Source organism: Cupriavidus gilardii (genome assembly GCF_013314895.1).
GTDB classification, from domain to species: domain Bacteria; phylum Pseudomonadota; class Gammaproteobacteria; order Burkholderiales; family Burkholderiaceae; genus Cupriavidus; species Cupriavidus gilardii_C.
This window is the reverse complement of record NZ_JABTYE010000003.1, coordinates 194,092-218,041: the sequence shown is the minus strand read 5'-3', so window position 1 is coordinate 218,041 and position 23,950 is coordinate 194,092. Positions and strand designations below refer to the sequence as shown.

Below are 23,950 nucleotides of genomic sequence, written 5' to 3'. Positions count from 1 at the left end.
TGTCGGTGGTCCTCCTTTGTTGTTGTTCGGGATGTCGTTCAGCGTGGATCGACGTCTGTGGCGGCAGCCGTAGCCATTGCCGCGTGCGGTGCAATTACGGTGTACCGGCTGCCGACAGCGCAGCGCCTCCCGTGCGGGCAGCGGCGCCACGATGTGGCCAGCGATCGGGCAGCGACGCCTCGATGGCGCCCAGGTTGGCAACGATGCCGTCGGACTCGCGCCGCAGCGCCCTGGCCATGGCGGCTTCCCGCTCGGTGATGCGCTCGTTCAGCGCGGCGATGCTGAGCGCGCCCAGCGGATAGCCGTCCGGGCCCGGCAACGCGATCGCGATGCCGCCCATGCGCTCGACGACCACATCGAGCAGCACCGCATAGCCCCGCTCGCGGGTCGCCTCGACATGGCGCAGCAGCGCGGCCGTGCTCAGCCGCGGGTAGCGCTTCAGCGCGGGCGCCACGCAGCGCAGCACGGCTTCGACCTCGTCGTCGGGAAGGGCGGCCAGCAAGGCCAGGCTGCCGGCGCCCACGCCGAGCGGGCGGCGGCTGCCGATATCGAGATAGTTGGCGCGGATCGGGAAATTGCCGAAGCGCAGTTCGGTGCAGACCGATTCCCAGCCGCTGGGCACCGACAGGATGGCGGTGTCCTCGAACGTGCAGGCCAGGCGGATCAACGCAGGGCGGGCAAGAGGCCGCATATCGAGGCGCCGCAGCGCGGCCGCCCGCAGCACCAGCCATTCGGGGCCGGGGCTGAACGCCTTGGTGGCGGGGTCGCGCGAGACCAACCCCTCGGCGGCCAGCGTGTCGAGCAGCCGCAGCGCCGACGCCTTGTCGACGCCCGACGCCTGCGCCAGGTCGGTCAGCCGCGTATTACGCGGATCCGACAGCGCTCGTAGCAGCTGGCAAGCCTTGCGCAGCGACGATCCCTGCGTCGTCATCCGGCCGTCTCCCTGTTCTGGTCATTTTGCGGAATGAAACCGCAGATGCCGTTATAGGGCGGCTGCAGGGCTGCGTCATTTTGCGACGCATCAAAGTTTTGCCGGATGAAACTTGCGAGAAAAGGGCCAGTCCTGCGGCGAGCACCGCAAGAGAGGGAAGCTACCCGGCAAACACCGGCTCGTCCCGATCCACCTTCGCCGCGGCCAGCAGCGCGTTCAGCTCGGGCACGCACGAACCGCAATTGCCGCCGGCCTTGACGCAGGCCGTAATCTCCGCCGCGCTGCGCAGGCCGTGCTCGCGGATCGCGTCGCAGATGGTGTTGCGGCCCACGCCAAAGCATGAGCATACGGTCGGGCCGGCATCGATGCCGGGTTCGGCGGCCTGGCCGATCAGCAGGCCGATGCGGTCGGCGTCGTCGAGGCTGGCCTTCGCGAACAGGCTGCCTGGCCAGGCTCGTGCCGGCAGGTCCGGCCGCGTCGACACATAGACGCAGGCCTGAAGCCGGTCTTCGACGACCAGGGCGGCGTGGTAGACGCCAGCGGAACGGTCCTCGTACTCGATCCAGTCGGCGTCCGGGTCCGCTGCGCCGAGCAGCTGGCGTGCCCATGCGGCGCGGTCAGCGATGGACTCGCGGCCGGCGAATTCGTAGCGCTGGAATTGCCGGCCCGTCACGCGGGTCCACCAGGTCAGCGCGCTGCAGTCCAGCCTGTCGCGCGCCAGCGCGAAGCCGTGCCACGAAACCGGAAAGGGATCGACGCGGACCGGCGTGTGCTTGAACTCCGGCTCGCCGGACACCGGATCGACTACCGGATTGACCAGCGCGCCGACGCGCGCATCGGAACTGAACTGGCCATTCCAGTGGATCGGCACAAAGACGCTGCCGCGCGCAATGCCGCCGCCATGGCGCACGCGCGCGACCATCGCACCCCAGCGCGTCGATATCCGCGCCAGCCGGCCTTCGCCGACGCCGCACAGCAGTGCGTCCTGCGGATGCATGTCGACGAAGGGTTCCGGCAGATGTTCGGCCAGCCGGGCCGATTTGCCGGTGCGGGTCATCGTGTGCCACTGGTCCCGCACGCGGCCGGTGTTCAACACGAGCGGATAGTCCTCGTCGGTGGCGTGCACCGGTGCGCGCGGCGCCGTGGCGACGAAACGGGCGCGTCGATCCGGATGCGAGAAGCCGCCGTCCGCGAACAGTCGCGCCGTGCCGGCACTGTCCGCGCGCACCGGCCATTGCACCGGCTGCAGCGTGTCGTAGGCGCGGGCGTCGAGGCCCACCAGGCCGCTCAGATCGAAGGCGCGCGGGACCGCGTCATCGCTGTCTGCGGCGCCATGATTCCGGTAAGCCGACAGACGCGCATGCTCATCGAATATTTCGCGCGGCGAACCATAGTCGAAGCCGGCAAAGCCCATCCGGCGCGCGACCTGGCAGACGATCCACCAGTCGGCGCGGGCCTCGCCCGGCGCGGGCAGGAAGGCGCGCTGGCGCGAGATGCGCCGCTCCGAATTGGTCACGGTGCCGTCCTTCTCGCCCCAGCCCAGAGCCGGCAGCAGGATATGCGCGCTGTCGTTGGTATCGGTGCGCGTGACGATATCCGATGCAATCACCAGCTCGCAGCGCTGCAGCGCGCGGCGGGCCTGATCCGCATCGGGCAGGCTGACGACCGGATTGGTGGCCATCACCCAGACCGCCTTGATCCGGCCCTGCTCGATCGCCTCGAACAGTTCGACCGCTTTCAGGCCGGGCCGGTCGGCGATGGCCGGCGCGTCCCAGAAGGTCTGCACCAGTTCGCGATGGCGCGGCTCGGTCAGCTCCAGATGGGCGGCCAGCATGTTCGCCAGGCCGCCGACCTCGCGCCCGCCCATCGCGTTCGGCTGTCCGGTCAGCGAGAACGGGCCCATGCCCGGCTTGCCGATGCGGCCGGTCAGCAGGTGGCAATTGATGATGCTGTTGACCTTGTCGGTACCCGCCGACGATTGGTTGACGCCCTGGGAGAACGCGGTGACCACGCGCGGCGTGGCGGCGAACCATTGGTAAAAGGTCAGCAGATCGGCGGGATCGAGCTTGCAGGCCCGCGCGACCGTGGCGAGATCGGCCTCGCCGGCGGCGGCCTCCAACGCGGCAGGCAGCGCGGCTTCGCCATCGGTATGGGCGCGCACGAACTCTGCATCCACAACGCCTTCGCGGTGCAGATGATGCAGCAGTCCGTTGAACAGCCAGACATCGGTGCCTGGCCGCACCGGCAGATGCAGATCGGCGATATCGCAGGTCGCCGTGCGGCGCGGGTCGACCACCACCAGCTTCATCTGGGGTCGTTCGGCCTTGGCCCTGGCGAGCCGCTGGAACAGGATCGGGTGGCACCAGGCGGCGTTCGATCCGACCAGCACGACCAGGTCGGCCAGTTCGAGATCCTCGTAGCAACCCGGCACGATGTCCTCGCCGAAGGCGCGCTTGTGGCCGGCGACCGCCGACGACATGCACAGCCGCGAGTTGGTATCGATATTGGCCGTGCCGATGAAGCCCTTCATCAGCTTGTTGGCGACGTAGTAGTCCTCGGTCAGCAGTTGCCCGGAAACGTAGAGCGCCACCGACTGCGGGCCGTGGCGCGCGATGATGTCGCGCAGTCCGGAGGCGGCACGGTCCAGCGCCTCGTCCCAGGAGGCGCGGCGCAGCGCGCCGTCGGTGTCGCGCAATTGCGGATGCAGCAGCCGCTCGTTCAGGTCGACGGTCTCCGCGAGGGCCGAGCCCTTGACGCACAGGCGTCCCGCATTGGCCGGATGCGAAGGGTCGCCGGCGACGTCGACGGTGCCGTCGGCATGCCGTTCGGCGCGCACACCGCAGCCGACGCCGCAGTAGGGGCAGGTGGTCTGCACAGCGGCCACGGGTGCGGAGCGTGTGGCGGCGTCTTGCGCCAGCGTCACGGGAATATCGGAGAGTTTCAAAGCTTGCCCCTTGCTACCTTGCTGCCTTGCTGCCTTGATCGGAGGAACGTCACGCCGCCAGCGCTTCGCACTGCGCCTTGCCGAACAGCAGCCGGTTGCGCATCGCGCCGATCGGCGTGCCGTTCTGGATCAGCTCGAAATACCACGGACCGTCCTGCACGTCGCCATAAAGCACGGCGCCGGCCAGCTGCCCATGCTGCAGCACCAGACGCTTGTAGATGCCGCGGCGCGGATCGCGCAGCACCAGGTCCTCGCTGTCCTCGCCGCCGACGATATCGCCGGCCGAGTACAGCTCGACGCCGCTGACCTTCAGCCGCGTCGCCGTGGCCTGCTGGATATAGCGGCGGTGTCCCGCGCCGGCCAGATGCGCCGCGCAGACGCGCGCCTGGTCCCAGATCGGCGCCACCAGCCCGAAGGTGGCCTGGCGGTGCTGCACGCATTCGCCCACGGCATAGATGCGGGGGTCGTAGGTCTGCAGCGTGTCGTCGACGACGATGGCGCGCTCGCAATGCAGCCCTGCCGCGCGAGCAAGTTCCGCATTGGGTCGCACGCCCGCGGCCATCACCACCAGATCGGCGCGAATCTGCGACCCGTCGGCAAGGCGAACCCCGCTGACGCGCGTATCGCCGAGAATTTCGCTGGTATTGGCCCCGAGCAGAATGCGCAGGCCGCGCCGTTCCAGCGTGCGCTTGAGCAGGGCGGCGGCATTGGCATCGAGCTGGCGGTCCATCAGCGCATCGCCCAGATGCACCACGGTGACGTCCATGCCCTGGCGCAGCAGGCCGTTGGCCGCCTCCAGCCCGAGCAGGCCGCCGCCGATCACCACGGCATGGCGATGCGCACGGGCAGCGGCCAGCATGGTCTCGACGTCCTGGATGTCGCGGAACGCGATCACGCCGTCGAGCTGGTGCCCGGGCACCGGGACGATGAAGGGGCGCGAGCCCGTCGCCAGCAGCAGCCTGTCGTAGCGGACCGCCGTGCCGGACTGCGAACGCACCAGCCGGCGCGCCCGGTCGATTTCGACGACCGGATCGCCGGCCAGCAGCGTGATGCCATGACGGGCATACCACTCGCGCGGATTCAGCATGATGTCGTCGACCGTCTTCTCGCCGGCCAGCACCGGCGAGAGCAGGATGCGGTTGTAGTTGCCGTGCGGCTCGGCGCCGAACACGGTGATGTCGTAGAGGTCGGGCGCCAGCGCCAGCAGCTCCTCGACGGTGCGCATGCCGGCCATGCCATTGCCGACCACCACCAGGCGCGGCTTGTCGGTGTGGGTCATGCCGCCACCCATACCTTGCCGTCGTAGACGCGGGCCGGATAGGCGTGCACCGAGTGCTCGGGCGCTTCGAGGCATTCGCCGGTGCGCAGGTCGAAATGATGCTTGTAGATCGGCGAGGCGACGACCAGCCGATCGCCCAGATTGCCGACCAGTCCGCGCGACAGCACCGCGGCGTCGGCATTCGGATCGTAGTTGCCGATCGCGAAGACCTCGTTGTTCGGGCCGACGCGGAACACCGCGATCTGCTGATGGCCGACCAGCGCGCAGACGCCGGTGTTGGGCACGATGTCGCGGAGCGCGCAGACCGCGGTCCACTGTTCGGACGTGTGGTTGGCAAGCTGGCTCATGATGATTTCCTCGGCTGCATACGACATGGCGGCGGACTGGGTTCGGTGTGGGGCAGAGCGCGACGTTGGCTTCGGCTCAGGCGACCGGGTCGGCTTCGACGACCCGATCCATGCGCACCAGCGGCACCGCCGCGGGGCGCTGCGCCGGCATGCCGCCGCCCACGCGTTGCAAGTTCCGTTCCTCGGGCGTCGCCGGACGGATCTGGCCGCGCTCCTGCACGAACACGACATGCTCGTCCCCTCGCTCGCTGTTGACGAAATGGTGGAAGCGTTGGCGCGTCTGCGGATCGGTGACGGCCTTCTTCCATTCGCATTCATAGGTATCGACCACCAGCTGCATCTGCGCCTCCAGTTCGGCGGCGATGCCGAGGCTGTCGTCGAGGACCACAGCCTTCAGATAGTCGAGGCCGCCTTCGAGGTTGTCGCGCCAGACGCTGGTGCGCTGCAGGCGGTCGGCGGTGCGGACGTAGAACATCAGCACGCGGTCGATATAACGGATCAGCGTATCGTGGTCGAGATCGCTGGCCAGCAGCTCGGCATGGCGCGGCTTCATGCCGCCGTTGCCGCAGACGTACAGGTTCCAGCCCTTGTCGGTGGCGATCACGCCGATGTCCTTGCCCTGCGCTTCCGCGCATTCGCGCGTGCAGCCGGACACGCCGAACTTGATCTTGTGGGGCGCGCGCAGGCCCTTGTAGCGGTTCTCCAGCTCGATCGCGAGGCCCACCGAATCGCCGACGCCGTACCGGCACCAGGTCGAGCCGACGCACGACTTCACCGTGCGCAGCGACTTGCCGTAGGCATGGCCCGATTCGAAGCCGGCCGCGATCAGCTCTTCCCAGATCAGCGGCAGCTGTTCGACGCGCGCGCCGAACAGGTCCACGCGCTGGCCGCCGGTGATCTTGGTGTAGAGGCCGTATTTCTTCGCCACGCGGCCGACGGCGATCAGCCCATCGGGCGTGACCTCGCCGCCGGGCATGCGGGGCACCACCGAATAGGTGCCGTCCTTCTGGATATTGGCCAGGAAATAGTCGTTGGAATCCTGCAGGCTGGCGTGCTCGGGCTTGAGCACGAATTCGTTCCAGCACGAAGCCAGGATGCTGGCGACGGTCGGTTTGCAGATATCGCAGCCGTGGCCCTTGCCGTGCGCGGCCAGCAGCGTGTCGAAGGTGCGGAAGCCGCCGACGCGGACGAGGTGATAGAGCTCTTGCCGCGAGTAGGCGAAGTGTTCGCACAGGTGGTTGTTGACCGCCAGGCCCTGCTTCTTCATCTCCGCCTTCATCAGCTGCGTGACCAGCGGCACGCAGCCGCCGCACGCGGTGCCGGCCTTGGTGCAAGACTTCAGCGCGCCAATGCTGGTGGCGCCGTCGCCGACCGCGGCGCAGATCTGGCCCTTGGAGACGTTGTTGCACGAGCAGATCTGCGCGGTGTCGGGCAGGGCGTCGACGCCGAGGCCAGGCTTGGCCTTGCCATCCGAGGCCGGCAGGATCAGGAATTCGGGCGACTCCGGCAGCGGCATGCGGTTGAGCATCATCTGCAGCAGCGTGCCGTATTCGGCCGCATCACCGACCAGCACGCCGCCCAGCAGGTACCTGCCGCATTCGGACACCACCAGCTTCTTGTAGACCTCCTTGCGCTCGTCGGCGAACTGGTACACGCGTGCGCCCGGGGTATGGCCGTGCGGGTCGCCGAGGCTGGCCACGTCGACGCCCATCAGCTTGAGCTTGGTGCTCATGTCGGCGCCGGTGAAGGCCGCCTCGTCGCCGAGCAGCTGGCTCGCGGTCACGCGCGCCATGTCGTAGCCGGGCGCGACCAGCCCGAAGATCTTGCCCTGCCACAGCGCGCATTCCCCGATCGCATGGATGTCCGGATCGGAGGTGCGGCACTGGTCGTCGATCACGATGCCGCCGCGCTCGCCGATCGCCAGGCCGGCAGCGCGCGCCAGCTCGTCGCGCGGACGGATGCCGGCGGAGAACACGATCATGTCGGTGTCCAGATGCGTGCCATCGGCAAAGCGCATCCGGTGCGTGCCGGTCTCGCCGTCGACGATTTCGACGGTGTTCTTGCCGGTATGCGCGGTGACGCCCAGCGCCGCGATCTTCCGCCGCAGCATCTGGCCGCCGCCATCGTCGACTTGCACCGCCATCAGGCGCGGCGCGAATTCGACCACATGCGCTTCCAGGCCCATGTCGCGCAGCGCCTTGGCGCATTCCAGACCGAGCAGGCCGCCGCCGACGACCACGCCGGTGCGCGAGCGGGCGCCGCATTCGCGCATCGCTTCGAGGTCCTCGATGGTGCGGTAGACGAAGCAGTCGGCGCGATCGCGGCCGGGCACCGGGGGCACGAACGGGTAGGAACCGGTCGCCAGCACCAGCTTGTCGTAGTGCAGCGTCTCGCCGGTCGACGCGGTGACCGTGCGGGCGGCGCGGTCGATCGCGGTGGCGCGCGCGTTCAGCCGCAGCGCGAAGCCGCATTGCTCGAAGAAGCCGGGCGTGACCAGCGACAGATCCTCGGCGCTCTTGCCCGAGAAAAATTCCGACAGGTGCACGCGGTCATAGGCGGGGCGCGGTTCCTCGCACAGCACGGTGACCTGCAGGTCGGCGCCACGTTCTTCGCGCGCCTGTGCCAGGCATTCGAGCAGTTTGTGGCCGACCATGCCGTGGCCGATGATGACGAGCTTCATGATGCGTTCCTTGTTCGTGGGCGCCTGGGTGGGCATCGCGGTGGGCGTTCTTGTCAGGAGTGGAGGCGTACGGGATGGCTCAGCTGGCCAGCGCGTTCTCGAGCAGTGCCTGTTCGCGCGCCTTGTGTTCGGCCGAGAAGCGCACCGCCACCGCGCACAGTGCCGACAGCACCACCAGCACGCCGAGCACCATCAGGGTCTGCTGCAGGCTGCCCAGGCCCTTCATCAGCAGGCCCGCGGCCACCGCGCCGACGTTTCCGCCCGCGCCGATGATTCCGGACACGCCGCCGAGCGCCTTGCGGTCGATGAAGGGCACCAGCGCATAGGTCGCGCCGCACGCCATGTGGGTGAACAGGCCGAAGGCCAGCATCGCGATCACGGCCAGCGCGACCGAGGTCGATTGCGAGAACCACAGCAGGCCCAGGCCCTCGCCGAGCATCAGCACGAACAGCAGCATGGTGCGGGCGCTCAGGCCATGGGTGCGCGCGACCTTGTCGGACACCCAGCCGCCCAGCGCGCGAGCGAACAGCGCCAGCAGGCCGAAGCTCGCGGCGGCCAGACCCGCGGCCTTCAGCGACAGCTCGAAGCGGTCGACGAAATACATCGCGGCCACGTTGTGGATGAAGATCTCGACGCCGAAGCAGGCGCCGTAGGTCACGAACAGCAGCCAGACGCGGTAGTTGGCGCCGGCGGCGACGAAGCTGGCCCAGCCGCCTTTCTTGCCGCCGTCGATGGCGATACCCTGCGCGCGCAGCTCGGCGTAGTTGCCCTGCGGGCAGTCCTGCGTGAAGCGCCAGTACAGTGCAGCCATCACCAGCATGGCGACGCCCGGTACCAGCAGCGCGACGCGCCAGCCGATCGTCTCGCTGACGCCCAGCATCAGCACGCCGGCCACCAGCAACGGCATCAGCCCCTGCGCAGCGCCGCCGCCGGCATTGCCCCATCCGGCCGATGCCGCATTGGCGGTGCCGACCACGTTCGGCGCGAACATCACCGAGGTGTGGTACTGCGTGATGACGAAGCTCGCGCCGATCGCGCCGATCAGCAGCCGGAAGAACAGGAAGGCCTCGTAGGTCTGCGCCATCGCCACGCCCAGCACCGGAATCGCGCCGAGCACCAGCAGGCCCGTATAGGTCTTGCGCGGGCCATAGCGGTCGCACAGCGGGCCGATGATCAGGCGCACCAGGATCGTGACCGCGACGGCCGCGATATTGATGTTGGCCACCTGATCGGGCGTCAGGCCGAACTCGCCGCGCAGCATCGGCATCAGCGGCGCGCAGGCGAACCAGGCGAAGAAGCAGACGAAGAACGCCATCCACGTCATATGGAAGGCGCGCATCTGTGGCGTGCGGAAGGTGAACAGCGCGATGCGGGTCGCTTTGCTCGCGGCGCCTGCGTTCACGCTGGCATTCGGGCTGGGGGTCGCTGCCATGCTGGCTCCAAGAAAACAAAAGGCGTCCCGAGAGCCGATGCAGTCGATGCGATCGGTTCAGGGGACGCCGTTGTCCTGACGCCGACGGTGAAGACCGCCGACGCCTGTGTATCTGGAGCGGGCCGCCGTTGGTCCGCTCGCGTCACAAATCAGCAAGCGGCATGCCAGCGGATTTTGTGATGTCGGATGCGGAAAGTGCGCTGTCGCAGCGCGGCGGGCGGGAGTCGATGCGCCCCGATGGGGCGGGGCGGCACGACGATGGTGCGCCGCAATGCGCGGCGGCGGTGCGCGGGCTCAGTCCGCGCTGGCGGTGCTTGGCGCGCTGGGGGCGGCGCCGGGTTCCGAGGAGGGCAGCGACGCGTCATTCTGTTGTGACTGTGCCGGCATCGGGTGACGCGATCGCACCATCTTCAACTCGTTCAAGGGCACCTCCTGTCCGGCTTCGTCGATCAGCGCGGCATGGACCTTGAGACCGCTGGTGGCCGAGCGGACCTCCATCAATCCGCAGCCACCCTTCAGATGCCGATCGCCCCACTGCATCAGGCCGATCAGCACGGGCAGCAGTTCGACTGCCGCCCGCGTGGGCCGATAGGCAAAACGCTCCCGGGCACCGGGCTCGCGGTAGCTGACCCGGCGCAGCAGGCCCGCTTCGGTCAACGTTTTCAGGCGGGCGGACAGCACGGCGGGCGAGCATTGCAGCCGCGCCAGGAAGTCGTCGAACCGGCTGACGCCGCTGAGGACGTCGCGCAGGATCAGCATCGACCACTTTTCGCCGATCAGGCTCAGCGTGCCGGCGATCGAACAATGACGGAGGTCTTCTGGGGTCGGGTCCATGGTCGGAGCATAGCAGGCTGACTTCATTTGCAAAAGTCAGGATCTGGCCTATACTCTGACTACGACAAATGAAGTCAGGATGCCAGCCATGCCCGCCGTACTGCGAGCCGCCGAAATCGCCCCCTTCTTGTTTGCCAGGCCGCTGGTCTTCGGCGACTTTCCGCAGACCTGGACCGTCAAGGGCGGACAAACGTTGACGGCGCGCGCCGTACGGCTCGATGACTTTGTCCGCCAGCGCGCCTTCGTCGATCGCCTGTCGCGCGAGAGCCGCTATTACCGCTTCCTGACCGGTGGGCAGGTATCCGACGATCTGATCGGGCAATTCGTCCGCAGCCGTTGCGCGCTGGTGTTGACGGTCCGCGGCGATGGCGACGGCGAGGAAAGCATCGTCGCCAATGGGGAATACGTGGTCGGGGAAGAGGGCGTGGCCGAACTGGCCGTCGTCGTGGCCGACCGTTGGCAGGGCCGCGGCATCGGCCGCCGGCTGGTGCAGACACTGGTGCAGGGCGCGCGGACGCAACGCCTGCGGGGTTTGCGTGGGGAGGTCCTGAGCGAGAACCGCCGCATGCTGGCGATCCTGCGCGAGCATGGATTTTCCGTGCGGCTGCATCCGGGCGATGCGTTGCTGCACGAGGCCACCCTGATGCTGACGCCGGCCCGACAAGCCACCGAGTGGCTGCCGGAGGACTGGTTCGCGATGCGGTGAGCCGCGCGGGCGTACGGCTAACGCGGCACTACAGCGGAGCCGATGCGCCGGATTGGCCGGCCGATTCGGCGAGGATCTCCCGGATCACCCGTTCGAAGGCCTCGGCCGGTTGTCCGCCGGTGATAAGGTACCGATCGTTGAAGATGATCGACGGCACCGAGTGGATGCCCATCGACTGGTATTCCCGTTCCTCCGCGCGAACCTCGTCGGCATAGTCGCCGCTGTCCAGCACGCGCCGCGCCGCGGCACCATCGAGGCCAGCCGACTTCGCGGCCTCGATCAGCACCTCGTGATCGCTCGGATCCTTGCCCTCGCCGTGATAAGCCCGCAGCAACGCCAGCTTCAGCGGCACCTGCCTGCCCTCGAGCCGCGCCCAATGCAGCAGCCGATGCGCATCGAAGGTGTTGTACACGCGTTCGCGCGGACCGAACGAAAAGCCGACGTCGGCACCGCGCTCGCGAATCGTCGCCTGCGTCTCGGCAATCTGCGCCGGCGTGCGGCCGTACTTCTTGCCCAGATAATCGACGATGGCCTCGCCGTCAGGTCCCATATCCGGGTTCAGCTCGAACGGGTGCAGCACCACCTCGGCATCGACCTCGTCGCCAAGACGGGACAGCGCCAGCTGCAGCGAGGACAGGCCAATCGCACACCAGGGGCAGGCGATGTCGGAGACGAAATCGATCTTGATGGGCGGGGGCATATGGGATTCCTCAGAGATTGGTGCGTGCGACCGTGGGATATGGCTGCAATCGAGCCCAACAGGGTAGCTTGAATAGCCCGTTTCTGCAGGGGAGCGCCGATGGAGCCATTCAGGTGCTGCTCAAACGTTGAGTCTCCGCGCGAGGCGCAGTAACCCGCAACTCCAATGATTCATGCGCCTCTGCTGCCCGTGCGATGGCAAGCTCACGCGACGCTTTAGCAATGGCCTGGTACTGTGCCTTTAGCGCTGCCGCGCACCAGAAGTCCTGAGGATTCCTCCGTAGCTGTTCCTCTGTTTCTCTGGCGAACGCTGTCAAAGCCTTCAGATGCTGTTCGAGAAATTTGGCACTCACAATGCGATCTCCACGAATCCCTTCGCTGTAACTCGGTCGTGGCAAAAACCAAAAACGCCAGACCAGTAAGCCTCCCGTTGGAAGCGGTCGCCGCTCCAGGGTCCCTCTATAAAAAAATCCAAGCCAAATTCACGGTCTACATGATCCTTGTCAATCAGCGGACCGAGGCCCTGCTTTGTGGCCTCGGTCATGTCGCCGTCTACGCGCGGATTCCACAGAATGCAGTCGATGTCATTTGGACCCGGCTTTTCCGTCGTGAACGAACCATCGAGCCAGAGTGTTGCTTTTACGCCGAGGGACTGAAGCCGCTTTATCCAAGCTTCCAACCGCAGATACAACTCTCGCCGCCGCCCATCGTGCGGAAACCGCTCCACTGCGACAGCGCGAAAGTCCCTGAGCGAAATCCTGTGACGCCCGGGAGGCCACAAAGAGGGGTAGTCCGGCTTACGCAAGGTTCGATTCCTCACTAGCGTCGGTACGAGAAGTGCGCCTGATTTGAACGCGTAGATTGTCCAGTGACGCTGCCAGCGCACACCCTTATGGAGGCAAGGCAGGCCATGAATATACCTGTACATCCATACAGTATTGCGGCGCTTTGGAGCAAAAGCGCACGAGCATGCCGATTCTCGAAAGTGCTGGCGCCCTAGTCCGGCAAGCCTATAACGACACTAGACGACCGGTCTAATTCTGCTATCATCCCGTTCCATGGCACCTACCACCACCGCTGACGTCCGCCAGCACATCCTCGACACGGCCAAGCCCATCATGCTGCGCAAGGGGTTCTCGGCCGTCGGGCTGAACGAGATTCTGCAGGCGGCGGGGGTGCCGAAGGGCTCGTTCTATCACTATTTCGGCTCCAAGGAGGCGTTCGGCGAGGCGCTGCTGGAATCGTATTTCGCCGACTACCTGGCGCACCTCGAGCAGATGCTGGTGCGCGGGCAGGGCGATCATGGTCAGCGGCTTTTGCGCTACTGGACCGAGTGGCAGAACGCGCAGAACGCCGACGATCCCGAGGGCAAGTGCCTGGCGGTCAAGCTTGGAGCCGAGGTGTGCGACCTGTCACAGGCGATGCGCGCGGTGTTGGAGCGCGGTACCGGGCAGATCGTGCAGCGGCTGGCCGCCTGCATCGAGGCGGGCGTGCGCGACGGTTCGCTGCGAGACATCGGCGACCCGCACGCGCTGGCCACGACGCTGTACCAGTTGTGGCTCGGGGCCACGCTGCTGGGGAAATTCCGGCAGGACGGCAAGCCGTTCGCGTTGGCGATGACCGCGACGCGGCAATTGCTGCAGTTGTCGTAGAAGAGCAGGGCCGGCGGACAGACCGCCGGTGGCGACGCGCCATCGCGTCGTTTTTTTGATCTTGGTACTAGACGACCGGTCTAATTCGGTTGTCTCTGATTTACCGAACCGACAAGGATTCGTCTCATGAAACTGCTGATCGTATTGACCTCGCACGACCGCCTCGGCGACACCGGCAAAAAGACCGGCTTCTGGCTCGAGGAGCTGGCGGCGCCGTACTACGTGTTCCGCGACCAGGGCGTGCAGATCACGCTGGCCTCGCCGCTGGGCGGGCAGCCGCCGCTCGATCCGAAGAGTAGCGACCCCGCTTCGCAGACCGACGCGACCCGTCGCTTCGAGGCCGACGCCGAGGCGCGCGCCGCGCTGGCGTCGACGCGCAAGCTGGCCGAAGTGTCGATCGACGATTTCGACGCCGTGTTCTATCCCGGCGGCCACGGCCCGCTGTGGGATCTGGCCGAAGACCGGCACTCGATCTCGCTGATCGAACGCGCCATCGCCGCCGGCAAGCCGGTCGCGGCGGTATGCCACGCGCCCGGCGTGCTGCGCCACGTCAAAGGGCCCGACGGCAAGCCGCTGGTGCAGGGCAAGGCTGTGACCGGCTTTGCGAACACGGAAGAAGCGGCGGTCGGCTTGACCGACGTGGTGCCATTTATGGTCGAGGACATGCTGAAGGCCAACGGCGGCCGCTACGAAAAGGCGTCGGACTGGCAGCCGCATGCGGTCACCGACGGGCTGCTGATCACCGGCCAGAATCCGGCCTCGTCCGAATCGGTCGCGCACGCGCTGCTGGCCAGCCTCGGCGCACGCGGCCGTTGATTACCTCGCGTCCCGCTTTTTGACGCGCTGTTGCTCTGCATTGATCTCACTGAAGGAAAACAAATAGATGTCCGCGCTGTTCCAACCGTTCCAACTGAAAGATGTCACGCTGCGCAACCGCATCGCGGTGCCGCCGATGTGCCAGTACGTCGCCGAGGAAGGCGTCATCAATGACTGGCACAAGGTCCATCTGGCCGGCATCGCGCGCGGTGGTGCCGGGCTGGTGATTGCCGAGGCCACCGCCGTTTCGCCGGAAGGCCGCATTACGCCGGGATGCGCCGGCCTGTGGAACGACAAGCAGGCCGAGGCCTTCGCCCCCGTGGTCGGTGCCATCAAGGCGGCCGGCGCGGTGCCCGGCATCCAGATCGGCCATGCCGGGCGCAAGGCCAGTGCCAACCGCCCTTGGGAAGGCGACGACCATATTCCCGAAGGCGATCCGCGCGGCTGGCAGACCATCGCGCCCTCGGCGATCCCGTTCGGTGCCGGCCTGCCGAAGGTTCCGCGCGCGATGACGCTCGACGATATCGCCCGCGTACGCGCCGACTTCGTCGCCGCCGCCGTACGGGCACGCGACCTCGGCTTCGAATGGCTGGAGTTGCATTTCGCGCATGGCTACCTGGCGCAGAGCTTCTTCTCGCCGCACTCCAACCAGCGCGATGACATCTACGGCGGCTCTGCGGAGAATCGGGGCCGCTTCCTGGTCGAGACGCTGGCGGCGGTGCGCAAGGTCTGGCCGGAGCACTTGCCGCTGACCGCGCGCTTTGGCGTGATCGAGTACGACGGGCGCGACGAGGAAACGCTGAACGAATCGATCGCGCTGACGCAGCGATTGAAGCAGGAAGGACTGGATATGCTGAGCGTCAGCGTGGGTTTTTCGACGCCGGAGGCGAACATTCCGTGGGGCCCCGCGTTCCTCGCGCCGGTGGCCGAGCGCGTGCGCCGCGAGACCGGGCTGCCGGTGGCATCGGCCTGGGGCATCGATACGCCGCAGCTCGCCGAACGCGTCGTGGCGCAGCAGCAGCTTGACCTGGTGATGGTCGGCCGCGCGCATCTGGCCGATCCGCACTGGCCGTACCACGCGGCAAAGGTGCTCGGCGTCGAGCGCCCCTCGTGGACGCTGCCCGCGCCGTACGCACACTGGCTCGAGCGCTACAAGGTTGCGTGATCGCGATGCACGCCCCGCTACGGCGGGGCGTTGAACGTCATCATCGGCCCGTCATCCGGCGATCGCCGGCCCATCATCCCGCGGTGCCGGTGCCGCGTGCCTGGGCTTCGGGGGAGCGTCGCCCACCGGCGGTGATCGTGCAGCCAATCGAGGCGACGATGATGCAGCCGATCGCCAGCCACTGCGTCGCGCTCAGCTGCTCGTGCAGCATCACCAGACCGGCCAGTGCGCCCATCGCCGGCTCCATGCTGAGCAGAATGCCGAAGGTCCGTCGCGGCAGCCGCTTGAGCGCGACCATCTCGAGCGAATAGGGGATCGCGCTCGACAGGATGCCCACCGCCAGCCCGGCCAGCAGCAACGGCGGGCTGAACAGCGCCGTGCCCGCGTGGGCGAGCCCGAACGGGAAGACCACCAGCGACGCCATCAGCAGGCCCAGCGACGTCGCCTGACCGCCGTGGGCATTGCCGGCGCGCTGGCCAAAGATGATATAGAGCGCCCAGCCGACGCCCGCGGCGAGTGCGTAACCGATGCCGACCGGATCCAGATTGTCCGCGTGCTCCCGCAGCGGCAGCAGCAACAGCAAGCCCACCACCGCACAGGCGATCCAGACGAAATCGATCGCGCGGCGCGACGAGGCGATCGCCACCGCCAGCGGCCCCGTGAACTCGATCGCAATCGCCAGCCCGAGCGGCACCGTCCGCAGCGACATATAGAACATCAGATTGGTCGCGCCCAGCGCCGCGCCGTACAGCGCGATGGCACGCGCATCGGCTCCCTTCAGCGGCCACCGCCACGGCCGCCACGCGGTCAGCAGGATCAACGCGGAGAACCCGACCCGCAGCGCGGTGGTGCCCTGCGCGCCAACTGCGTCGAACAGGCTCTTGGCAAACGAAGTGCCGACGCACAGCGACGCCATCGAGCCCATCAGGGCGAGCACGGCGAGCAGCGTGGAACGGTCTTGGGAAGCGGGAGAGGACACGGTTTCTTGTTTTTTTGATCCGGTCGGCGAGCCGATCGAAACCGCGCGGCGCGATGCCGGCGCGCAGGGAACGAAGCCGCAAGTGTAGTGGAAGGTGGCGCGTGTAGGGCAGCCGCTCGAAGCCGGCGGGACACCGTTTGGCGAGACCCCGCTTCCGTGGAACAACGCCGATCCGCGATCGGGGCATTTCACTTTGGAGGGAACGGCCGTTACTGCGCCTCCGCACTTCCCGCCGGCCCTGCCTGCGTTCCCCCATCCTGTTCGACCTGCTTTGCCTTGCGCATCCCGCGCAAATTCAGCGCGGCCAGCGCGAATTGCAGCACCACCAGCGCATAGGCGCTGGTGTGCAGGCCCCAGATGACCCACAGCGCGTTGCTGAGCAGGAAGATCCAGAAGCCGACCTTGCGGCGCGTGGCGACTCGCGAACCGATCAGCCAGGTGGCCGCGACGGTGATGGCCATCGCGGGCCATTGCAGCATGTCGATCCAGTCCATCGCCTCTCCCGTTGCGTGCCGGCCCATGCAGGCCGAACGCCGCCAGCATAGGCCGGGGCGGTTACCGCAGGACACCGGCGTCGGGCCGCATCGGCTGTCAGCCGATTCCGACAGCGGCCCTTGCAGCAGCGGGGTTCAACTCGCGAAGGTGACGTAGCCCTCGGGCGAGATGGGCCAGGCGGGGTTGTGGGCGACCTCCCACAAGTGCCCGTCCGGATCGGCGAAATAGCCGGAATAGCCGCCCCATGGCAGAGCGCGCGCCGGAGATACCAGCGTCGCGCCGCTCGCCACCGCCTGTGCCATCAGCCGGTCGACTTCCTCGGGAGACTCGACGTTATGGCCGAGCGCCGAACCGCGCGCACCGGTGTTCGACGGGCCATGGATCTCTGCTTCGAACGAGCTCTTGTTCCACAGCCCGACCACAAAGCCATTGAACTGGAAGAACGCAATGTCGCCGTTGTCGAACACCGGCGACCAGCCCAGTCCACTGCAATAGAAGGCCTTGGCGCGATCCAGGTCGGCGACGGGCAGGGTAACGACGGAGATGCTTTGTTTCATGATGGCCTCGCTGATAGGCGGAACGGCATGCCAATGCGGCAGCCGGACCAGCGTTGAACGAAAGGCTTCGCCGAAACCGGGCATGGATCGAGGGCGGAGGCGATATGGACGCGCGCGGCCCTGCCCACTCCAGCGGCGGGCGAAGGTCGCGGGTCGGCGCGGGCCGACAGAACCCCTGAAATCGGGGCGGGCGGACTAACCGATACCGCCGCTGTCTTTTTCGACGGTGCGATTTTATCTCGTGCGGCGGCAACACCGACACCGGCAAATCCGGCTTGCCTTTGTCTGCAATGTCCGGCCCCCGGCGCGGCTTTACATTTGCCGACCCCGTGCCTTAAATGTTCCGCACCAGCGCCCTCCGCCGATCCCGCCTTCCTACCCTCATCCTCCCAGGTCGCAGACCGATCGATCCGGGCATGCACACCACGTGATGGCCATCACCCCGCCACCGCGCGGCCTCGGGCCGGACAGCCTGTCGAGGACGCTGCGTCAAAAGTAAGACGAGGTGCGCCATGACCAGTGTGACCAGGGAAACCATCGACCAATGGAAATCGGGTATGCGCGGAGCGGTGTTGCAGGCCGACGATCCGGGTTATGAAGAAGCGAGGAAGGTGTGGAACGCCACGGTGGATTGCCGGCCGACGGCGATCGCACGCTGCGCCGGCGCCGCCGACGTGATCAACGCGATCCGCTTTGCCACCCGGCACGGCATGCGCGCCGCGGTGCGAGGCGGCGGCCACAATATTGCCGGCACCGCGGTCTGCGACGAAGGGCTGGTGCTGGATCTGTCGACCATGCGTTCCGTGGCGGTCGATCCGCAGGCGCGGGTGGCCTGGGTGGATCCGGGCGCTACCCTCGGCGATTTCGATCATGAGGCGCAGGCCTTCGGGCTCGCGACGCCGACCGGCATCAATTCGACTACCGGCGTCGCCGGGCTGACGCTGGGCGGCGGCTTCGGCTGGATCAGCCGCAAGTACGGCACCACGGTCGACAATCTGCTCGGCGCGCATATCGTCACGGCCGACGGGACCTTCCGCCGCGTCGACGCCGACAACGAACCCGAACTGTTCTGGGCCATTCGCGGCGGCGGCGGCAATTTCGGCGTGGTCACGCTGTTCGAGTTCGAGCTGCATCCGGTCGGCCCGGAGATCTACGGCGGACTGGTGGTCTATCCGTTCGAACAGGCCGCACAGGTATTTCCGCGCTATCGGGACTTCATGGAGTCCGCGCCGGACGAGGTGACGGTATGGGCGGTGTTCCGCCTCGCGCCGCCGCTGCCTTTCCTGCCGCCCGAGGTGCACGGCAAGCCGGTGATGGCGCTGGCGGCCTGTCATATCGGCCCGTCGGCGGACGGCCCCGACGCGATCGCGCCGATTCGCGAGTTCGGCCAGCCCTATGGCGAACATCTGGGACCGATGCCCTATACCGCCTGGCAGAAGGCCTTCGATCCGCTGCTGACGCCGGGCGCACGCAACTACTGGAAGTCGCACAATTTCGCGCGCCTCGACGACGGCATGCTGGCCGTGCTGAACGACGGCCTTGCGACGTTGCCCTCGCCGGAATGCGAGATCTTCATCGGCGCGCTGGGCGGCCACGTCGGCCGTGTGCCGGTGGACGCCACGGCCTATGCGCATCGCGACGCCAACTTCGTGATGAACATCCATGGCCGCTGGCAACAGGCCGCCGACGATCAGCGCTGCATCCAATGGACGCGCGGCCTGTTCAATGCGCTGACGCCGTTCGCGCTGGGCAGCGTCTACGTGAACTTCCTCACGCAGGACGAGACCACCCGCGTCGATGCCGCCTATGGCGCCAACTATGCGCGGCTGGCGCAGATCAAGCGCGAATACGATCCCGATAATCTGTTCCGCGGCAATCAGAACATCCGCCCGGCGCAATAACGGACATCAGGCAGACGCGCCGTTTCGTCTGGTACCGCCGCCCGGCGGCGCGGCCTACGCCGTCGCCACCTGCGGCGGCCGCGGCCGCGTCACCACGGCAAACGCAATCTGCGCGAGGCCCGCGGCCAGGCCCAGCGATACGCCGACCTGCCACGCCAGCGTGTAGGAGCCGAGCGCGTCGAACAGCAGTCCGCCGCCGAAGGCGCCGACGAAGCTGCCGATCTGGTGGCTGAAGAAGGCCACGCCACCCAGCATCGCTTGCCAGCGCAGGCCGAAGGTCTCGGCGATCCAGCCCGCCACCAGCGGCGCCACGCCGAGCCACAGAAAGCCCATCACCGCGGCGAACACCAGCGTGCTCTCCGGCGTCGGCGCCGACGAGAAGTACCAGATCAGCGCCAGCGAGCGCAGCGTGTAGATGCCGCCGAGCAACAGCAGCTTGTTGACGCGGCCGCCGGCCCAGCCAAAGAACAGACTGCCCAGCACATTGAAACCGCCGATCACGCCGAGCGCCTGCGCGCTCAACATCGCGTCCATGCCGCAGATATCGAGATAGGACGGCAGATGCGTGGTCAGGAAGACCAGCTGCATGCCGCAGACGAAATACGCCAGCGCCATCACGAGGAAGGGCGCATGGCGCAGCGCCGTGCCCAGCGCCTCGCGCGCGTTCTGCTCGATTCCGCTCGCCGACACCGGCGCGGGCAGGCGGTCGACGCGGCCGGCGAACCACGCGGCCGGCAGCATTGCCAGCGCGAGCACGACGAAGGCCACCATGCCGACGCGCCAGCCGTAGCCCTGCGCGACCACCTGACCGATCGGCGCGGCAATCAGCGCGCCCAGCGATCCCGCCGCCGATACGATGCCGAGCACCGTGCTGCGCAGCGTCGCCGAGATGGGGCGGGCCGCGACCGCCATCGCGATCGCGCTGCCGGTGCATGCCATCGAGGCGCCGATCGCGACACCGGCACCGAGCGTGACGCCGATCATCCCTTGCGCCCCGGCCAGCAGCGCCAGCCCCAGCACGTAGAGCGCGGCACCGCTCATCATCAGCGGCCGGAAGCCGACCCGCACCGCCCAGGCGCCGGCGATCGGCTGCAGCAGTCCCCACGCCAGGTTCTGCACCGCGATCGCGGCGGTGAAGTCGGAAACCGAGATGCCGATGTCGCGCGTCAGCGGCGGCATGAAGATGCCCAGGCTTTGCCGCAGGCCCATGGCAAGGCTCAGCATCACGGAAGCGCCGATCAGGATCGGCAGGGCGGGTCGCAGCTCGCTCAGCAGCGAGGGATTCGGGCGTGAAGAAGGCACGGCGCGGCTGTCTCGGAGGGAGTTGTCGTTATCGGTATGGTGGTACTGCGGTGCCCGGAAGGGCGTGCGGCGCGGCGGCCGAAGGCGGCGTGCGGGGCATGTCCAGGGACGACCGAGCGTAAGTCCGTCCGCTCGGGGGTGTCAATTTTTCTCAAAGACGGACCGCTGCGGCGCGATCGTGGCGCCAGCGCCGCCGCCGCGTGCGGCACGGAAATTGCAGCCGCCGCTTCGACATGACGACCACGCTGCCCGACCCGATCCAGCGCCTGCTGCGCGAGCGCTTCGACATCCAGCAGCTGCGCCCCGGACAGGCCGAAGTCATCGACAGCGTGCTGAAGGGCCACGACACGCTGGCGGTGATGCCGACCGGCAGCGGCAAATCGCTGTGCTTTCAGGTGCCCGCGATGTACCTCGATGGCCTGACGGTGGTGGTATCGCCGCTGATCTCGCTGATGCAGGACCAGGCCGAGAAGCTGGACGAACTGCGCATGGACCCGGCCGTCGTCAACAGCGCCGTCGGCGACGCCGCGGCCGATGCCGCGCTCGACAGCCTGGCCCGCCGTGACGAGCGAATCGTGCTGACCACGCCGGAGCAATTGCAGGACCCGGACGTCATCGCGTCGATCCGGCGCAACCGCGTCGCCTTGCTGGTGGTCGACGAAGCGCACTGCATCTCGCAATGGGGTCATGATTTCCGTCCCGCCTATCTCGGCATTCCCGATGCGGTGCGCGCGCTCGGACGGCCGCCGGTGCTGGCGCTGACCGCCACCGCCACCGACACGCTGATCCACGATATCGCCGCGCAGCTCGATCTGCAGTCGCTGTGCGTGGTCAAGGCGGGGCTGTACCGGCCCAATCTGGTCTACGCGGTCCAGCATGTCGCCGGCGACGACGAGCGGCTGGCGCAGGTGCGCAGCCTGGCCGCGCGCGAAGACGGCGCGGGCATCGTCTACGCGGCCACGGTGCGCGAAGCCGAGCGCCTGCATGCAGGACTGAAGGAGGCGGGCCTGGACGTGGCCCTGTATCACGGCCGCTGCACCGCCGCGCAACGCCGCGACAGCCAGACGGCGTTCATGTCGGGCGAGTGCCGCGTGATGGTCGCCACCAATGCCTTCGGCATGGGCATCGACAAGCCGGACGTTCGCTTCATCGTGCACGCCCAGTTGCCGGGCAGCCTCGATGCCTATTACCAGGAAACCGGCCGCGCCGGCCGCGATGGCGAGCCGGCACGCTGCACGCTGCTGCATGACGAACGCGACAAGCGGGTGCAGCAGTTCTTTCTGTCGAACCGCTATCCCAGCGCCGAGTCGCTCGAACAGATCGTGGCGACGATGCGGGAGCGCGATGCCGCGGCGCCGCTGTCGCTCGACGCGCTGCACGAGCAGCTGCCGAACGTCGCAAGGCGCAAGCTGCAGGTCGCGCTGACGATGCTGTGCGAGGCCGACATCGTTCGGCGCCACAAGGACGGCAGCTACAGCCGGCAGCCGGGCAAGAACGATGCCGAGGCGGTGCGGGCCATCGCGGCGCAGTACGCCGAGCGCAGCGACAAGGATCGCGCGACGCTCGAAGCCATGCTGCACTATGCGCGCAGCGGCCGCTGCCGATGGGCGATGCTGCTGGAGTACTACGGCGAGGATGGCGGCCCCGAACGCTGCGGCACCTGCGACAGTTGTGTGCGAGCCGCCGAGGCCGCTCGCCATCCGGTCGAGCCGCTTCCCGAAGCGAAAGGCCCCGCCACCGCACCGCGCTTCGCCGAAGGGGACAAGGTGCGGGCCCGCCGCCATGGCGTCGGCACCGTCGTCGCGACGACGCGCGAACGCGTCGATGTGCGCTTCCCGGACGGCGCGATCCGCCGCTTCGTGCCGCGCTATCTGAAGCGCGAGGCCTAGCCGCGAAGCACAGGCCCGGCCGGATCGGCTGCCGGCGAGCGTGCGGAAACGCGCTTGCGCCGCGCACGTTCCAATACATGACAAAACCGTCAGCCTCCTGCCAGCAGCCTGACCGGCATGGACGGATAGCATCGGTGCCGCCCGATGTTCTTCGATGCCGCCATGCCTCTCCGTCCAGCCTTCCCCGCCTTCCGCTCGTTTCCCCATCGGCCAGTCACTGGCTTGATCCTGTTGCCGGCATTGGTTCTTGCCGGTTGCGGCAAGCAGGACGCCCCCGCCGCCGCGCGGACTCCCGAGGTCGCCTATGTCACGCTGCGACACCAGCCGGTGGCGCTCAGCACCGAACTGCCGGGCCGTACGGTGGCCTACCGCGTCGCCGAGGTTCGGCCGCAGGTCGACGGCATCATCTTGCGCCGGCTGTTCAAGGAGGGCAGCGAGGTCCGGCAGGGCCAGCAGCTGTACCAGATCGATCCGTCCACCTACCAGGCCGCGCCCGCCAGCGCGGCGGCCACGCTGGAGTCCGCCCGGCAGACCGCGCAGCGCTACGAGCGGCTCGCGCGCGATCGGGCGGTGAGCCAGCAGGAATACGAGCAGGCGCGCGCGGCCTGGCTGACGGCGCAGGCGGCGGTGGACCGCGCCGCGATCGACTTGCGCTACACCAGGGTGCTCGCCCCGATCTCGGGGCGCATCGGCCGCTCCTTCGCCAGCGAGGGCGCGCTCGCCACCAACGGGCAGGCCAACGCGCTGGCCACCGTGCAGCAGCTCGATCCGATCTATGTCGACGTCACGCAGCCGTCGTCCGCGCTGCTCGGGCTGCGCCGCGATCTTGCGGCGGGTCGCCTGGAAGCGGCAGGGGAGAACGCGGCGCGCGTGCGGTTGATCCTCGAGGACGGCAGCGAGTATGCCGAGCCGGGCCGGCTCGAATTCACCGAGGTGGCGGTGGACACCGGCACCGGCTCGGTGACGCTGCGCGCGGTGTTTCCCAATCCGCGCCACGAGCTGCTGCCCGGCATGTTCGTGCGGGCCCGGATGCAGCAGGGCGTGCGGCCGGCGGCCATCCTGGCGCCGCAGCGCGGCGTCACGCGCGACGCGAAGGGGCAGGCCACCGCGCTGCTGGTCAATCAAAACGACGAGGTCGAACTGCGGCGGATCGAGGCCGAACGCGTGATCGGCGACAACTGGCTGGTCAGCGCGGGCCTGCAGCCGGGCGAACGGTTGATCGTCGAGGGGCTGCAGTTCGTCCGGCCTGGCATCAAGGTCCGTCCGCTGCCGCTGACGGCGGCCGCACCGGCAAACGGCGCAATCCCCGCCAGCGCCGCTGCCGTCTCACAGCGTTGAACGG

20 protein-coding genes are annotated in these 23,950 nt (G+C 67.8%); 7 read left to right on the top strand and 13 right to left on the bottom strand.

Annotated features, from left to right (window positions below):
* Positions 1-94: 94 nt before the first annotated feature.
* The 7 genes from HTY53_RS04280 to HTY53_RS04250 all read right to left on the bottom strand — a co-directional run bounded on the left by HTY53_RS04280 (position 95) and on the right by HTY53_RS04250 (position 10,474).
* Entirely contained in the window at positions 95-931 is an 837-nt protein-coding gene (locus HTY53_RS04280) for an IclR family transcriptional regulator (RefSeq protein WP_174105213.1), read from the bottom strand.
* A 160-nt stretch (positions 932-1,091) separates the two neighbouring features.
* Entirely contained in the window at positions 1,092-3,875 is a 2,784-nt protein-coding gene (locus HTY53_RS04275) for a molybdopterin-dependent oxidoreductase (RefSeq protein ID WP_438820926.1), read from the bottom strand.
* Between the two features lie 49 nt (positions 3,876-3,924).
* A complete protein-coding gene (locus tag HTY53_RS04270; protein ID WP_174105212.1) occupies positions 3,925-5,154 on the bottom strand; it encodes an NAD(P)/FAD-dependent oxidoreductase in 1,230 nt (409 codons plus the stop codon).
* On the bottom strand, positions 5,151-5,501 hold the full coding sequence (gene nirD / locus HTY53_RS04265; protein WP_174105211.1) for a nitrite reductase small subunit NirD: 351 nt from the start codon (positions 5,499-5,501) through the stop codon (positions 5,151-5,153). The genes HTY53_RS04270 and nirD overlap by 4 nt, the downstream gene beginning before the upstream one ends.
* 76 nt (positions 5,502-5,577) lie before the next feature.
* A complete protein-coding gene (gene nirB, locus HTY53_RS04260; protein WP_174105210.1) occupies positions 5,578-8,181 on the bottom strand; it encodes a nitrite reductase large subunit NirB in 2,604 nt (867 codons plus the stop codon).
* Positions 8,182-8,260: 79 nt separating this feature from the next.
* Positions 8,261-9,613: an MFS transporter gene (locus tag HTY53_RS04255; protein ID WP_174105209.1), complete on the bottom strand. Its 1,353-nt coding sequence runs from the start codon at positions 9,611-9,613 to the stop codon at positions 8,261-8,263.
* A 294-nt stretch (positions 9,614-9,907) separates the two neighbouring features.
* Positions 9,908-10,474 carry a winged helix-turn-helix transcriptional regulator gene (locus HTY53_RS04250; RefSeq protein WP_174105208.1) on the bottom strand — a complete coding sequence of 189 codons (567 nt, stop codon included), beginning with the start codon at positions 10,472-10,474 and terminating at the stop codon, positions 9,908-9,910.
* 61 nt (positions 10,475-10,535) lie between these two features.
* On the opposite strand from HTY53_RS04250, the gene HTY53_RS04245 reads away from it, so the two are divergent.
* Positions 10,536-11,153 (top strand): GNAT family N-acetyltransferase, encoded by a 618-nt coding sequence (locus HTY53_RS04245; protein WP_174105207.1) that lies wholly within the window; start codon positions 10,536-10,538, stop codon positions 11,151-11,153.
* Positions 11,154-11,181: 28 nt separating this feature from the next.
* Here the strand turns inward: HTY53_RS04245 and HTY53_RS04240 are convergent, their stop codons facing one another.
* Positions 11,182-11,853 carry a DsbA family oxidoreductase gene (locus HTY53_RS04240; RefSeq protein WP_174105206.1) on the bottom strand — a complete coding sequence of 224 codons (672 nt, stop codon included), beginning with the start codon at positions 11,851-11,853 and terminating at the stop codon, positions 11,182-11,184.
* A 348-nt stretch (positions 11,854-12,201) separates the two neighbouring features.
* The gene (locus tag HTY53_RS04235; protein ID WP_174105205.1) at positions 12,202-12,657 is read right to left on the bottom strand and encodes a DUF6932 family protein; all 456 of its coding nucleotides are present in this window, start codon (positions 12,655-12,657) and stop codon (positions 12,202-12,204) included.
* Positions 12,658-12,910: 253 nt separating this feature from the next.
* On the opposite strand from HTY53_RS04235, the gene HTY53_RS04230 reads away from it, so the two are divergent.
* The 3 genes from HTY53_RS04230 (at position 12,911) to HTY53_RS04220 (ending at position 15,485) form a co-directional block, all read left to right on the top strand.
* Positions 12,911-13,504 (top strand): TetR/AcrR family transcriptional regulator, encoded by a 594-nt coding sequence (locus tag HTY53_RS04230; RefSeq protein ID WP_174105204.1) that lies wholly within the window; start codon positions 12,911-12,913, stop codon positions 13,502-13,504.
* Between the two features lie 126 nt (positions 13,505-13,630).
* Positions 13,631-14,320 (top strand): type 1 glutamine amidotransferase domain-containing protein, encoded by a 690-nt coding sequence (locus tag HTY53_RS04225; protein ID WP_174105203.1) that lies wholly within the window; start codon positions 13,631-13,633, stop codon positions 14,318-14,320.
* A gap of 67 nt (positions 14,321-14,387) precedes the next feature.
* On the top strand, positions 14,388-15,485 hold the full coding sequence (locus HTY53_RS04220; RefSeq protein ID WP_174105202.1) for an NADH:flavin oxidoreductase/NADH oxidase: 1,098 nt from the start codon (positions 14,388-14,390) through the stop codon (positions 15,483-15,485).
* A 73-nt stretch (positions 15,486-15,558) separates the two neighbouring features.
* On the opposite strand, the gene HTY53_RS04215 is transcribed toward HTY53_RS04220, so the two are convergent.
* The 3 genes from HTY53_RS04215 to HTY53_RS04205 all read right to left on the bottom strand — a co-directional run bounded on the left by HTY53_RS04215 (position 15,559) and on the right by HTY53_RS04205 (position 17,600).
* Positions 15,559-16,410 carry an EamA family transporter gene (locus HTY53_RS04215; protein WP_174105335.1) on the bottom strand — a complete coding sequence of 284 codons (852 nt, stop codon included), beginning with the start codon at positions 16,408-16,410 and terminating at the stop codon, positions 15,559-15,561.
* A 263-nt stretch (positions 16,411-16,673) separates the two neighbouring features.
* The gene (locus HTY53_RS04210) at positions 16,674-16,958 is read right to left on the bottom strand and encodes a hypothetical protein (RefSeq protein ID WP_174105201.1); all 285 of its coding nucleotides are present in this window, start codon (positions 16,956-16,958) and stop codon (positions 16,674-16,676) included.
* A gap of 135 nt (positions 16,959-17,093) precedes the next feature.
* Complete coding sequence (locus HTY53_RS04205; protein WP_254599802.1) at positions 17,094-17,600, bottom strand: VOC family protein; 507 nt, start codon at positions 17,598-17,600, stop codon at positions 17,094-17,096.
* A 428-nt stretch (positions 17,601-18,028) separates the two neighbouring features.
* On the opposite strand from HTY53_RS04205, the gene HTY53_RS04200 reads away from it, so the two are divergent.
* Positions 18,029-19,417: an FAD-binding oxidoreductase gene (locus HTY53_RS04200; protein WP_174105200.1), complete on the top strand. Its 1,389-nt coding sequence runs from the start codon at positions 18,029-18,031 to the stop codon at positions 19,415-19,417.
* A 54-nt stretch (positions 19,418-19,471) separates the two neighbouring features.
* Here the strand turns inward: HTY53_RS04200 and HTY53_RS04195 are convergent, their stop codons facing one another.
* Complete coding sequence (locus tag HTY53_RS04195) at positions 19,472-20,641, bottom strand: MFS transporter (protein ID WP_238512221.1); 1,170 nt, start codon at positions 20,639-20,641, stop codon at positions 19,472-19,474.
* Positions 20,642-20,952: 311 nt separating this feature from the next.
* On the opposite strand from HTY53_RS04195, the gene HTY53_RS04190 reads away from it, so the two are divergent.
* Both HTY53_RS04190 and HTY53_RS04185 read left to right on the top strand, forming a co-directional pair.
* Entirely contained in the window at positions 20,953-22,608 is a 1,656-nt protein-coding gene (locus tag HTY53_RS04190) for a RecQ family ATP-dependent DNA helicase (RefSeq protein WP_174105199.1), read from the top strand.
* A gap of 162 nt (positions 22,609-22,770) precedes the next feature.
* Complete coding sequence (locus tag HTY53_RS04185) at positions 22,771-23,946, top strand: efflux RND transporter periplasmic adaptor subunit (RefSeq protein WP_174105198.1); 1,176 nt, start codon at positions 22,771-22,773, stop codon at positions 23,944-23,946.
* Positions 23,947-23,950: the final 4 nt, after the last annotated feature.